Raw genomic sequence first — 12,751 nt, 5'->3', positions numbered from 1 at the left:
GCCTCCTCGTTTTCTTGGATGCTGACAGGATGGCACTTCAATTTGCACAAATCAATGAGCTGCTATAAGCAACCGTTGTGCAAAAATTAAAGTCCGTCATGTGCAAAAGGGCCTGTGCGAAAGGGGATGTGCAAATGGATTGGGACGACGTCCGCATGTTTCTCGCCGTGGCGCGCACCGGGCAGATCCTTGCCGCCTCCAAACGGCTGGGCGTCAACCACGCCACCCTCTCCCGGCGCGTGACGACACTGGAGGAGCGGCTGAAGACGCGGCTGCTGGTGCGCCGTACCAATGGCTGCGACCTGACCGCCGAGGGCGAGATCTTCCTTCATGCTGCCGAACGGATGGAAACGGAGATGTTACGCGCGCAGGCAAGTGTCGGCCATCTTGACAGCGCCATCACTGGGACCGTGCGCATCGGCGCACCCGACGGGTTCGGCGTTTCCTTTCTCGCCCCGCGGCTCGGGCGGCTGATTGCTCGCTATCCGGAGCTGCGCATCCAGCTCGTGCCCGTTCCCCGCTCCTTCTCGCTGTCGCAGCGCGAGGCCGATATCGCGATCACACTGGAACGCCCGGAGCAAGGTCGTCTGGTCTCATCGAAGCTGACGGATTACACGCTCGGGCTCTATGCCTCGAAAGCCTATCTCGAGCAGGCCGGGCTGCCCGACAGCGTGGAAGCGCTGAAGCTCCATCCGCGCGTCGGTTATGTCGAGGACCTGATCTTTACGGCCTCGCTCAATTTTTCAGGCGAGATCATGCGCAGCTGGGATGCCTCCTTCGAGATCTCCACCGCCATCGGCCAGACCGAAGCGGTGCGCTCCGGCGCCGGTATCGGCATCCTGCATGATTATATCGCCAGGCAGTTTCCGGAGCTGACGCGCATCCTGCCGGATGTCTCCATCAAGCGCGCCTATTGGACGACCTATCATGAAAGTGCCCGCGACCTGGTGCGCGTGCGCACCGTCGCGGACTTCCTGCAGGAGCTGGTCAGCGAAGAGCGGCGGACCTTCTTGTGAAAGAACGTCGGCCTGTGAGACAGCGCTGGCGGATGCGCCACTGCCTGCAGGCAAAGGTCACGGCATTAAGGTACTCCACCACGATGGCGGATGCGGCAACGCCGAAGCAGCTGCATGCTTTGGCGGTTCCTCGTTCTCATCCGGATTGGGAACGGGAATTTCATCCGGCAGCCTGTCCGGATCCGGCTCCTCGACTGGCGGCTTCGGCATCCAGCCTGGTTCCGGCATCGGAGGCGTCTCGGGGATCGGCTCGTTCGGTACAGACATGCCTGCTCCTTTCGTCTCGTTGCCGATATGGACACAACGACGAGCGATACGGACGGTTCCAAGATAATTTCGGCATGCGGCCCGCATTTGCGAGATGGGTGCGATTTGTTATTCCCTACCGTTCGTCCCTCGCTGCTGGACAAAGGCCAGACGAAGCCTAGTATTTCAAACAGAGATCAGGAGCCAGGACGATGAGCGACAAGAAGCAGCAGAAACCGGACGAGAAAGAACACAAGGAACAGGACGATTATCTGGAGGAAGCGCTGGAGGAGACTTTTCCGGCAAGCGATCCGATATCGCCCGGCCATGTCTCGAAGAAGCCTGAAGACAAGAAATAATACCGCGAAGCCAAAGGCGTCGGTATTTTGCGACGTATAGATCGGAAGAGAATAGCATCCCGGCGCTGACCAACATTCGTCTGCAGGCCGATGGTGGCAGCCGGTGCGTCTTTGATACTCCTAGTATATACCGCGAATTTACCAAAACCCCGATACTTGCCACCCGAAACGACGATTTACATGGCAACGCGCTAATTTCAATCACTTAATTTATGCTCTACAAACGACAACACGCAGGGTTGAAATATTGACTTTCCTAAATTTTTGGATCAAATGCGGATACACTTACGCGAATGGCAATGTAGCTTGGTCGGGCGCTTCGCTAGACCTCACTCAATTGGTGTCCTTTTTGCGGCTCGGAAGGTTCCAAAGCCTTACCGCCTCCGCCAGAGGCCGCTCCGCTCGGTAAGACTTTGGAACCTTCCGAGCCTTTGGTAAGTGATCGACGATCTAGAAATTGAGAATATTTTGGAACTGATAGACCCGGCAAAAATCCGGGTCTATCAGCCCACACGGATAATTTTTATTTGCGGCGGCAAAACCGATGCTACCGCGACCCCTCCTCTCTCACTACGAGATGCCTTCATGAGGGTCGCTTACTCGTCAGACTTCGAAAAATATCAACCGATGCTGGCAGAAGAACTAAATGCCTTTTTCCCAAAGGGCGACTATAAAGACTTTCTTAGTCTCGAAAGCGATATAGCGCAGATATCAACTTTAGTGTTGTTATTTTCAGAGAGCTTTGGAAGTGCCGCCGAACTTGGCGCTTTCGCGATGGTGCAGGAGATTTCACATAAACTATTGGTCGTAATGGACGACAAACGTTACGGCGAAGACTCTTTCATAAAATTAGGACCTATTAGAGCCATCGAGAACGCTAATGGCGATAGCGCGATTTGCGTTGTAAATCGCGCCGATTTGGGTGTCGCTGACATTGCTGATCTGAAAAATTTAGATACCGGTTTTTTTTCGAAATTGGTGAAGGACGCGATCAGCCAGCGCGAGAAAAAAATTCCCGAGCATAGCAGTTTCAACGCAGCTTACAGCGGCCACATGATCAAATTGATCGTCGGCCTCATTCAGTGGTATGGGGCGCTAACACTCGAAGAGATCGAAACGGCATTATATTGCCTGGATGCGAGCAGCAAGCCTGAACGTATAAGCGATTACCTGTTATGCGCTGAATTCGCAAAATGGATCGTCCCACATAAACGGGGCGTGCAAACCTTTTTCGTGGCGAGGCCAACAGAGAACGTTGCTGTGCAATTTTATCCGCGACCTGGAAAGAAAATGCTGACCCGGATGCGGTGGCAGGCTGAAATTCGGACTTATTGGAAAGATCACGACGAACTAAGATTCCGATCTATCTCTGACGTTATGAAGGGCGCTTGAGATGACCGACCTCTTGAAGCAGCTCTCTATAGAAACGGGATTGCCGGAATACACCGTTAAAAGCATCATTTCGAATGCTCCAGACCGCTATAAGGAATATTACATCAAAAAGAAAAACGGCGGAAGCAGACTAATTGCTCAACCTGCTCGAGAACTGAAGCTTATACAGCGCGCGTTTGTGGATATTCTTTTAAGCAAATTACCAGTGCATTCGGCTGCGACCGCATACAGAAAAGGGAAAAGCATTCGGGACAATGCACTACCACATAGTCATTCAGGTCCAATCCTCAAGCTGGACTTTAAAGATTTCTTCCCGTCGATTACTGAAAGTGACTGGGTTGCTTATTGTAAACATACCAAGTGTTTGACTGATCCCAATGATGTCCGATTGTCTTCGCTTCTTCTTTTTCACCGACCTTCTGGGGGGCGGTTGCTGAGATTGGCAATTGGGGCTCCCTCGTCTCCCGTGCTTTCGAATATCATCATGTTCCCGTTCGACGAGGCGATTTCGGCTGCGGTTGCCCACGACCATGTAATCTATTCCAGGTACGCGGACGATCTTACGTTTTCTGGACCGCGCACCGGACACCTCACCGGCGTATCAAAAGCGGTAAAAAAAGCACTGCGGGAAATTCCCTATCCAACATTGAAAATAAATCATGAGAAAACAACTCATGTTACAATGAAATACCATAGGAAAGTGACCGGTTTGACGCTATCAAACGATGGGCGAGTGACAATCGGACGTGACAACAAGCGAACCCTAAGGGCGCAATTGCATCACTATCTAAGTGGTAAGCTCAACGAGAGCGAAGTCGCTCACCTTGCGGGTAGAATCGCATTTGTCAAATCGGTAGAGCCGAGTTTTTATTTCACATTAATTGAGCGTCATAGTGACCGTGTAATTCAAATGCTTCTCACCAAAAGCAATCAAAAGCATGCAAAGGAAAAAAGGCAGCCGATTTCTTTCGAAGGTGGATGAGCTCGTGGCAGAAAACACGCCCCTCTCGATCTGTCGTGAAAGGGCGCGCGACAGGAAACGGCTACGAAAAGAAAGCCATACAGCTATCATGACGGAAATCGCTCGATGACAGCAATCCGTAGAGCGAGCTTCTAAAATGAAAGAATGGTACGGTTGGGGGGTCTCGAACCTCCGACCTCAGGTGCCACAAACCTGCGCTCTAACCAACTGAGCTACAACCGCACATGCTCGCGTCGCCGCGAACGGGGGTGACATACGAGGACTTTGAAATTATTTCAAGTCCTATCTCCCTGCAATATAAAAAAGCTTTGCAGATATCCAATGATGATGCTCGGCAGGATACCAGCCACGCCGGCTTGCGGCCGAAATGAAAAGTCCCGCCCCAGGCTTTCACCTGGAAACGGGACATTCGTGCCTTGGGAGGCTTATCGGAAGTGATTAGGCCTTGAAGGAGGCCATTGCCTTTTCAGCGGCGTCCTTGGCGGGCTTTGCCAGCTTTTCAGCAACCTTCTTGGTGGTGTCCTGAATGGACTTGGCCTGCTCGACAGTGACTTCGGCCTGCTTGCGGATGAAAGCGGTCTGAAGTTCGAAGAGTTCTGCAACGGACTTGACGCGAAGCAGGGCTTCCATGTGAGCCAGCGAGCTTTCGGCATTGGTGCGCAGAACGTCGATCGCCTTGAGGCCGATTTCGACGGAGCCAGCCTGTGCGGTCTGCACGGTTGCTTCAACCGTCTTGCCAGCTTCTTCGGTGGCAGCCTTCAGCTTGGCAAAGGCTTCCTTGGACTGGGCAGCACCCTTTTCCGCGAAGTCGCGGAAGGATTCGGAGAACTTGGACGGATCGAATGCAGCCGTTGAAAAAACGTCGTCTTTCTTTACAGTAGCCATGATTACGCTCCTAAAAGGGCCCTCCCTGAGGCGCCCGTCGTGAACCTGTGTGAGGGGTATATAATATAAAATATTGTGCAGTGCAACATATTTGTGCGCCGCACAAGGCGTTAACCTTTCCGGCCGAAAAATGGGCCGTTCGCTGGACCGAAAAGCGGGGCGCCGTTATTAATAAACCGTTAAATCACGAGAGGCGATCACGCCCGCAAAACAGGTTGGAAAATGCCCGCAATTCAATATCCGTTCATTGACATTGCCGTGCATCCGCGCGTTCGGGAACGCTTCGCGCGCGGTGAAGCCATGGTCATGTTCTCGACCGGCATGGATCGCGTGCTATGGGCCAACGGGGCCGGCGCCAACCTCTTCGGCTATGACGTTATCTACGATTTCGTCGAACAGGGACCGAAGCCCGGCGACGTCTCGTTCCGCCAGATCGAGGCGACGGCGCGCGGGCTTGGTGCTATCGGCGATCAGCGCACATTCCTGATCCGCATGGCCTCTGGCTTCCAGCGGGCTGTCGTCAATGCGGCCGTCGAGCTGATCCGCATTCAGGCCGGCGAAGAGGCGGTGCTGTTTTCCTCTCCGGTCTCTTCGAAGCCGCTTTCATCGGCCGAATGCGCCAAGCGCATGATCGACGGGTTCGACGATCCTGATACCCACATTGCCGTCATCGGCCGCGACGGCGAAATCGTTACCGCCTCTGCCGGCTTCAGGACGCTCGGCATAACGCCGCAGACCGCACGGATGCTGACGACCATGGCCGGCGCACAGCCTGACCGGCTGATCAAGCGGCCGATCCCGACCGGACATGGCTATCTGCCTGCCGCCATCGGCAAGCTTTCTGAAATTCCGGCCCTGCACCTGCTGTTCGTCGTGGAAACCGTGCTTGGCCATCTCGACCCGACAGGAAGCCTTGCCAACCAGGCTCGCCCCGCCACCATCGAGCCGCAGGCGGAGGAAACGCGCAAGGAGCTCGAGGCAGCAGCGTCGGATGAGGAGCCGAAGCCCGCTCCGGCCGCCCCCTTCGGCGACGTCATCGATGCGGTGGCGGGCATTGAGGAGCTGGACGAGACGCCGGAATATCGCGAGGACGAGCAACAGCAGGTGGCCCCGGCGACCGGAAACTCAAGCGAAGCCGGAACGGAAACGAGTGCCGATGCGGATAGCACGCCCGGCGCAGTTGCCGAGACCGAAGCTCACGCCGATGAGCATCAGCCGGAAACCGTGCCAGATAGCGAAGATGACGCCGCCTTAGAGACGACGATGGCAGCGGAGCCGCGTCCGCCGGAAACTCGCACCAATCCGGAAATCCACAGCGATATTGAAAATGCACCTGCGGAAGGTTTCAGCTTCAAACGCAACGGGCGCGCCACCCGCTTCGTCTGGAAGATCGATGCGGCCGGCCATTTCAGCGAGGTTTCCCGCGAATTTGCCGATGCTGTGGGACCGCATTCCGCCCAGATTGCCGGCACGGCCTTTGCCGATGTCGCCCGCCGCTTCAATCTCGATCCGGACGGCAAGATCGCGGAACTATTGGCGCGGCGCGACACATGGTCCGGCCGCACGATCTACTGGCCGGTGGAGGGTACGAGCCTGACGGTGCCGGTCGATCTAGCCGCTTTGCCGACCTATACCCGCAGCCGCGAATTCGACGGCTTCCGGGGCTTCGGCGTCGTCCGCCTGGCGGACGCGATCGAAGACCCGATGAAGCGCGGCATGGCGCTCGGCACTCAGGCAGCTGAAGATACCGCGTCCGTCGCCGAGTCACCCCCCGAAGCAGAAGTTATATCCAACGAGCAATCGCCAGCTACCGAAGCTGAACCATCCCCAGCGACAGAAGAGATTGAAAGCTCCGCTCAGGATAGCGCAGAGACCGCCCCGGTCTCGCACTACGAACCGCCGGCACTAAGGATTTCCGAGACGCCGAACCGTCGCGAGTCGGACAAGGTCGTTCGTCTGCACGAGCGTCGGACATTGACACAGACTGCCCTTTCGCTGAGCGAACAGGCAGCCTTCCGCGAAATCGCCCGACAGCTCGAACCCTTCGGCAAGCGCACGGAATCGCCGGCGGAGCAGCCTCACGACGGGCAGCATGAGCATGAGGAGGGTGCGGATGCTCCTCCGCAGCCGAATGCGGCCGACGAAATCCTCTCCGAGGCACCCGAAACGACGGATGGACACGGCCATACCGATGACCAGCCGCCGGCAGCGGCAATTGCGGAAGAGAATGTAGCAACGCCGGACGTGAAATTCGTCGAGGCTACAGATGATAACGGCCCGATAGCGGATGACGTGGCTGCTGCCGAAGCGGCGCCGGCATCGGCCGAGCCGGAGGAGGATTTCGACCCGCTGGATGTGCTGAGCAGCGCCATTCCGCCGCGCGTGAAGATGCGCACGGGCCTGTCGCCGGACATCGTCGACCAGCTGCCGCTCGCGATTCTCGTCCACGCCGGCGATCGCCTGATCCACGGCAATCCGGAATTCCTGCGGCTGACCGGCTATGACAGCCTCGACGAGCTCGAACAGGTCGGCGGCTTGGACGCACTGCTGCAACGCAACGATCTCGAAGGCAAGACCGAACAGCCCGGCACGATGATGGTCGTGCGCGCCGACGATGCGTTGGTGCCGGTGACGGCCCGCCTGCAGTCGATCCGCTGGGAAGACGACGGTACGGCCTTGATGCTGGCGCTGATGCCGGTGGAAAGAAGCGAGCCGCCCGCACCGGTGGCGCAGCCAATTCCTGAAGAAGCCCGCCCCGAGCGCATCCTCGAAAAGGTCGCGAAGCTGCAGGTCGAGATCGAGGAACTGCGCTCGACGCTGGAAACGGCGACGGATGGCGTCATCATCATCGGCCAGGACGGCGAGATCCGCTCGATGAACCGCTCGGCAAGCGCCCTCTTCAACTATGACGACCAGGAAACGCGCGGCAAACCCTTCGTCATGCTGTTTGCGCATGAGAGCCAGAAGGCAGTGCTCGATTATCTCGGCGGCCTTTCAGGCCATGGCGTCGCGAGCGTGCTCAATGACGGCCGCGAAGTGATCGGGCGCGAGGCTTCCGGCGGTTTCGTGCCGCTGTTCATGACCATGGGTCGGCTGAACTCCTCGAACGGTTATTGCGCCGTCATCCGCGACATCACGCAATGGAAGCGCACGGAAGAGGAGCTGCGCAACGCCAAGCGCGCCGCCGAAACCGCCAATGCGCACAAGACGGACTTCCTGGCCCGCGTCAGCCACGAAATCCGCACGCCGCTCAACGCCATCATCGGCTTTTCCGACATGATGGCCGGCGAGCGCTTCGGGCCGATCGGCCATTCGCGCTATGTCGAATATGCCACCGATATCGGCCGCTCCGGCCGCCACGTGCTCGATATCGTCAACGATCTCCTCGACATTTCGAAGATCGAAGCCGGCGAGATGGACCTGGATTTCGCCTCCGTCGGCCTGAATGAAGCGATCACCGAAGCCGTGTCGCTGGTGCAGCCGCAGGCCAATAGCCAGCGCGTCATCATCCGCACGGCGCTGTCTCAGGCCGTGCCGAATGTCGTCGCCGACCTGCGCTCGATCAAGCAGATCGCGCTCAATATCCTCTCCAACGCCATCCGCTTTACGCCATCGGGCGGTCAGATCGTCGTATCGACGGCCTATGAGGGCAATGGCAGCGTCGTAATGCGCATCCGGGATACCGGCGTCGGCATGACGCGCTCGGAGCTGGAACAGGCGATGAAGCCCTTCCGGCAGGTGTCTACCAACTCCCGCAAGCGCGGCGACGGCACCGGCCTAGGCCTGCCGCTGACCAAGGCGATGGTCGACGCCAACCGGGCGACCTTCTCGATCAACTCGGCTCCGAACGAGGGCACGCTGGTCGAGATCACCTTCCCCTCGCCGAGGGTGCTGGCGAACTGAAACAATCTCGGTTCGTCGTCAAAACCAGAGATCGCGCACGCAACGCCCATCGGAAGGAAGATCTTCGAACGTGTCGAGGCCATCGAAATGATCGATCGGCAGGTCGGCGACGAGATCCGGCGGCGCCAGCCGCAGGTTGACGGCCATGCGCCGGCGGCCATCCTTCTGAAGCCGCAGGCCGCGCCAGCTCAATACGTTGGCGCAGGATGGGCAGAACAATATTTCGAGGGACGGTTGCTTTTCCGCGCGGGCATAGGAAGCCGTCGACCCGGTCACGGAGACCCGTTCCCCTTCGTAGTCATAGGCCCACAACGCACCGTAACGCCGGCAGAGCGTGCAATTGCAGGCCGTGACCGAGCCTGGATCGCCTTCGAGTGTCCAGCCTGATTTGCCGCAATGACATGAGCCAATCAGCATAAGCGCGCCACTCCATTTCGCTGCCTAAGAGAACGGCATTCTGCCTCAGTCGCGCAAGGCCTGCAAATCTCGGGAACAGCTTGCCACAGAACATCAGCGAGTATTCGAGGGATGCTGACCGGATGGAGGCATCGATTGTCGGATCGTCAATGGCCCTACCGGCTCAACTCGCCAGAGCCAGGCCTCCGTAACGGCTGATTTCGCTTTCGATCTCGGCGACCAGAGTATCGAGCGCGGGATTTCTGACCTTGCGTCCACGGCGCACCACATAGGCCAAATCGGGTGGCATCGGCAAGCCGTGAGTGAGGATCTCCATATCCGGCTGCAAATGGCGGCCGTTCAGCAACGCCACGCCCAGGCCCGAGGTCACGGCCGCGATGATGCCCGCAGCACTCGCGCATTCGAAGACGGTTTCCAGAACCGCGCCGCCATCCTGCCCGATATCGAGCGCCCATCGGCGATAGAAGCATTCGTCATCGAACGAGAGGAAAGGGATCGGGCCGTCCGGCGGCAGAGCCAGGTCCGGATGCTTGACCCAATGCAGCTGCTCGCGAAAGAGAACGACATCGGTCGGGCGGACCTCATGGGCGAAAACCTGCACGATCGCGGCGTCAAGCTCCCCTCGCTCCAGCATTCCACGAAGGATGAGGCTCATGCGGACCTTGGTGCGCACGGAGACATTCGGATGCAGGCGACGGAAACGCCCCAAGATGCGGGCAAGGTCGGTACAGGTCGTATCCTCGGTAAGGCCGAGGGCAACGCGGCCGGCAAGCGATGTCTTCGAGAGGTTCAGCAGCGCCTCGTCATGCAGGCCGAGGATGCGCCCGGCATAGTCAAGCAGGTCCTCGCCGGCTGTGGTGAACATCGACGCTCCGGGCTTGCGGCTCAAGAGGTCACAATCGAGGCTCGTCTCCAGCCGCTTGATCTTGTGGCTGACGGCGGATTGCGACAGGCCCAACGCCTCGGCAGCGCGGGTTATACCGCCGTGATGGCGGATTGCCCACAAGGCGCGCAGAGCGTCGATTTCCAAGCGACGGCTTGTCAGTTCGGTCATGGCAAACTCGCTTCAGATAACAATTCTTCAGGGAGAATGCATATTCCGGCAGCATTAGGCAAATATTCATGAGCTAAAAAACTCAAATGTCATGTCATGATCGATATTTGTCATGTGCTATCTATCCGGCTCTCGCCTATGGCTGCCCGTGAAAGCCATTCAATCGAGAGCCTGATGACAGACCAGAGCCTATCCCGGACCGCGCCGAACGAACGCCGCTTCCTTTGGCCATTAATGGCGGCGTTGCTGATCGTCAGCTGGAGCTCCGGCTTTATCGGCATCCGCTATGCCAGCCAGGAGGCCAGCGTCATGCTGGTCCTGTTCTGGCGCACGCTTCTGTCCGGTTTGATCCTGCTGCCGTTTGCCCTCGCGATCGGTCCGCGGATGCGGATGCGCACGATCGCCGAACAGATGCTGTTCGGCGTGATGTCGGTCTTCCTCTATCTCGGCGGCTTTGCGCTCGCGATCGAACAAAGGGTACCGACGGGGCTGGTGGCGCTGATTTCGGATCTGCTGCCGCTCGCGATTGCGGCTCTGTCACAACCCGTGCTGGGAGAGCGGCTAAGCCGGCGCCAATGGCTGGGGACGGCCATCGCGGTCGCAGGTGTACTGATCGTGTCGGTCGACAGCCTCAGCTTCGGCTCGGCTCCCATGTGGGCCTATGGACTGACCGTCGGCTCGATGCTCGTCTTTGCCTTCGCATCGGTCCTGCACAAACGGCGACGCAGCTGGCACATGCCCGTTCACCAGAGCCTCTGCATCCACACGCTGATGGCCTCGGTGCTTTTCGGCATCTGCGCGATGATGCAGGGCGATCTTGCGCCGCCGCTGACCCGCGGTTTCGCGATCGGCATGATATGGCTGGTGCTGATCGCGACCTTCACGGCCTATTCGGTCTATTATACCAGCCTGCGCCTCTTCCCGGTGGCGCAGGTCAGCGCGGCCATCTATCTCAGCCCGCCCGTAACCATGCTATGGGCCTGGGCCTTGTTTTCCGAACCGCTGACGACGGCGATGTTCGCGGGGCTGGCGGTGACGCTGGTGGGCGTTTGGCTGACGTCTCGCAGATGAGGGAGCGAATGCCTCTTCGGTCAGGAACCAAGGACGGTCCAGCCGACCCCCAAAGCGGCAGATGTCAACAAGGTCGTTATCACCGACATCTTCAGGCGAAAGACGGCCATCGCGGCCAATAGGGTCAGTATGAGCGAGGGCAATGAAAGCGAGGTCAGGACAGGCACGTCCATCCTCCAAGAACCATAGGTGAAATTCGTGGTCTCACGGAACAGCACATGGAGCCCGAACCAGATCGCAAGGTTCAGGATGACCCCCACGACCGCCGCCGTTATTGCCGACATGGCTCCGGTCAGGGCGACATTTCCGCGCATCTTCTCGATGAATGGCGCGCCTGCGAAAATCCAAAGGAAGCTCGGCAGGAAGGTGACCCATGTTGTCAGCACGGCGGCAAGGGTTGCTGCCGCAAGAGGACTGAGGGTGCCGGGATTACGATAGCCTGCCAGGAACCCAACGAACTGTGTTACCATGATCAACGGTCCAGGGGTCGTTTCCGCCATCCCTAAACCGTCCAGCATCTCGCCCGGCCGCAGCCAGCCCAATTGCTGCACGGCCTCCTGCGCGACATATGCCAGCACGGCGTACGCACCCCCAAAGGTCACGATTGCCATCTCGCTGAAGAATATCGCGATTTTGGAAAAGACGTTGTCGGTACCGAGCGTAATCACGAGGATCGCAACCGGAATGAGCCACGCGGCCGCCAGCGCACCCGAGGTCTTCAGAGACCAGGCGAGATTTGGTCGAGCGTGCAACGGGATCTCCTCGCCAAGAACGGAGTCCTTGTCTTCCAGAATTGTCCCGGAGCCGGATTTGTGCCCTCCCCCCATTTTGAAGGCCGCAACCCCTGCCTGAGAGGCCAAGTAGCCGATAAGCCCCGCTCCAATGATGATAATGGGGAACGGAACATGCAGGAAGAAGATCGCCACGAAGGCGGCGGAGGCCAAAGCAACCATAGTCCTGCTCTTGAGGGCTCGCCCCCCGATGCGAAAGACCGCCTGGACGACGACCGCCAGCACGGCGCATTTGAGCCCGAAGAACATCCCTTCGATAAAGGTCAGATTCCCGAACAGGACGTAAACGTAACTGAGCACGAGAATTGCCAGGAAGCCCGGCAGGACGAATAGAATGCCCGCGATCATGCCGCCCAGGGTCCTGTTCAGCAGCCAGCCGATATAGATGGCAAGCTGATGCGCTTCGGGACCCGGCAGCAACATGCAGTAGTTCAGAGCATGAAGAAACCTGTGTTCTCCCACCCATTTCTTTTCATCGACGACGATGCGGTGCATGACGGCGATCTGCCCAGCCGGTCCGCCGAAGCTTAAAGCGGCAACACGGGTCCAGACCTTGAGGGCCTCACGGAGGGGGACGATGTCCTGATCGGCCGGGCTTGTTCGCGCGGCAGCGTTCTTTACGAGGTCAGTCATAG

General features: G+C 58.3%; 11 protein-coding genes and 1 tRNA gene. 6 read left to right on the top strand and 6 right to left on the bottom strand.

All coding sequences use genetic code 11. The annotated features are described in order from the left end of the window. The first annotated feature begins 134 nt into the window (after positions 1–134). Positions 135–1,016, top strand: coding sequence for a LysR family transcriptional regulator (locus tag GA0061103_RS07840; RefSeq protein ID WP_092709260.1), 882 nt, complete (start codon positions 135–137; stop codon positions 1,014–1,016). A gap of 57 nt (positions 1,017–1,073) precedes the next feature. On the opposite strand, the gene GA0061103_RS07835 is transcribed toward GA0061103_RS07840, so the two are convergent. Further along, the gene (locus GA0061103_RS07835; protein WP_092709257.1) at positions 1,074–1,283 is read right to left on the bottom strand and encodes a hypothetical protein; all 210 of its coding nucleotides are present in this window, start codon (positions 1,281–1,283) and stop codon (positions 1,074–1,076) included. A 191-nt stretch (positions 1,284–1,474) separates the two neighbouring features. Between GA0061103_RS07835 and GA0061103_RS34990 the strand changes: the two genes are divergently transcribed. From GA0061103_RS34990 to GA0061103_RS07825, 3 genes are all read left to right on the top strand, one after another. Then, positions 1,475–1,621, top strand: a complete 147-nt coding sequence (locus GA0061103_RS34990) for a hypothetical protein (RefSeq protein ID WP_167376545.1) — start codon at positions 1,475–1,477, stop codon at positions 1,619–1,621. A 438-nt stretch (positions 1,622–2,059) separates the two neighbouring features. Further along, positions 2,060–3,013 (top strand): retron St85 family effector protein, encoded by a 954-nt coding sequence (locus tag GA0061103_RS07830; RefSeq protein WP_092709254.1) that lies wholly within the window; start codon positions 2,060–2,062, stop codon positions 3,011–3,013. 1 nt (position 3,014) lies between these two features. Continuing rightward, positions 3,015–3,995, top strand: a complete 981-nt coding sequence (locus tag GA0061103_RS07825) for a retron St85 family RNA-directed DNA polymerase (protein WP_092709251.1) — start codon at positions 3,015–3,017, stop codon at positions 3,993–3,995. Positions 3,996–4,140: 145 nt separating this feature from the next. On the opposite strand, the gene GA0061103_RS07820 is transcribed toward GA0061103_RS07825, so the two are convergent. Then, a tRNA-His gene (locus GA0061103_RS07820) sits at positions 4,141–4,217 on the bottom strand. A gap of 216 nt (positions 4,218–4,433) precedes the next feature. After that, entirely contained in the window at positions 4,434–4,880 is a 447-nt protein-coding gene (locus GA0061103_RS07815; RefSeq protein WP_069612335.1) for a phasin, read from the bottom strand. 222 nt (positions 4,881–5,102) lie between these two features. Here GA0061103_RS07815 and GA0061103_RS07810 point away from each other — a divergent pair, with 222 nt between their 5' ends. Continuing rightward, positions 5,103–8,783 carry an ATP-binding protein gene (locus tag GA0061103_RS07810; protein WP_092709248.1) on the top strand — a complete coding sequence of 1,227 codons (3,681 nt, stop codon included), beginning with the start codon at positions 5,103–5,105 and terminating at the stop codon, positions 8,781–8,783. An 18-nt stretch (positions 8,784–8,801) separates the two neighbouring features. On the opposite strand, the gene GA0061103_RS07805 is transcribed toward GA0061103_RS07810, so the two are convergent. Continuing rightward, complete coding sequence (locus GA0061103_RS07805; RefSeq protein ID WP_092709245.1) at positions 8,802–9,200, bottom strand: GFA family protein; 399 nt, start codon at positions 9,198–9,200, stop codon at positions 8,802–8,804. Positions 9,201–9,363: 163 nt separating this feature from the next. Continuing rightward, complete coding sequence (locus GA0061103_RS07800) at positions 9,364–10,254, bottom strand: LysR family transcriptional regulator (protein WP_092709242.1); 891 nt, start codon at positions 10,252–10,254, stop codon at positions 9,364–9,366. Between the two features lie 174 nt (positions 10,255–10,428). On the opposite strand from GA0061103_RS07800, the gene GA0061103_RS07795 reads away from it, so the two are divergent. Next, complete coding sequence (locus GA0061103_RS07795; RefSeq protein ID WP_092711159.1) at positions 10,429–11,325, top strand: DMT family transporter; 897 nt, start codon at positions 10,429–10,431, stop codon at positions 11,323–11,325. A gap of 20 nt (positions 11,326–11,345) precedes the next feature. Here GA0061103_RS07795 and chrA read toward each other — a convergent pair whose 3' ends face one another. Next, entirely contained in the window at positions 11,346–12,749 is a 1,404-nt protein-coding gene (gene chrA, locus GA0061103_RS07790) for a chromate efflux transporter (RefSeq protein ID WP_092709239.1), read from the bottom strand. Positions 12,750–12,751 lie beyond the last annotated feature (2 nt).

It is taken from the genome of Martinezella multihospitum (assembly GCF_900094585.1).
In the GTDB taxonomy this organism is placed as follows: Bacteria; Pseudomonadota; Alphaproteobacteria; order Rhizobiales; family Rhizobiaceae; genus Rhizobium; species Rhizobium multihospitium.
This window is presented reverse-complemented; position numbering and strand designations above follow the sequence as displayed.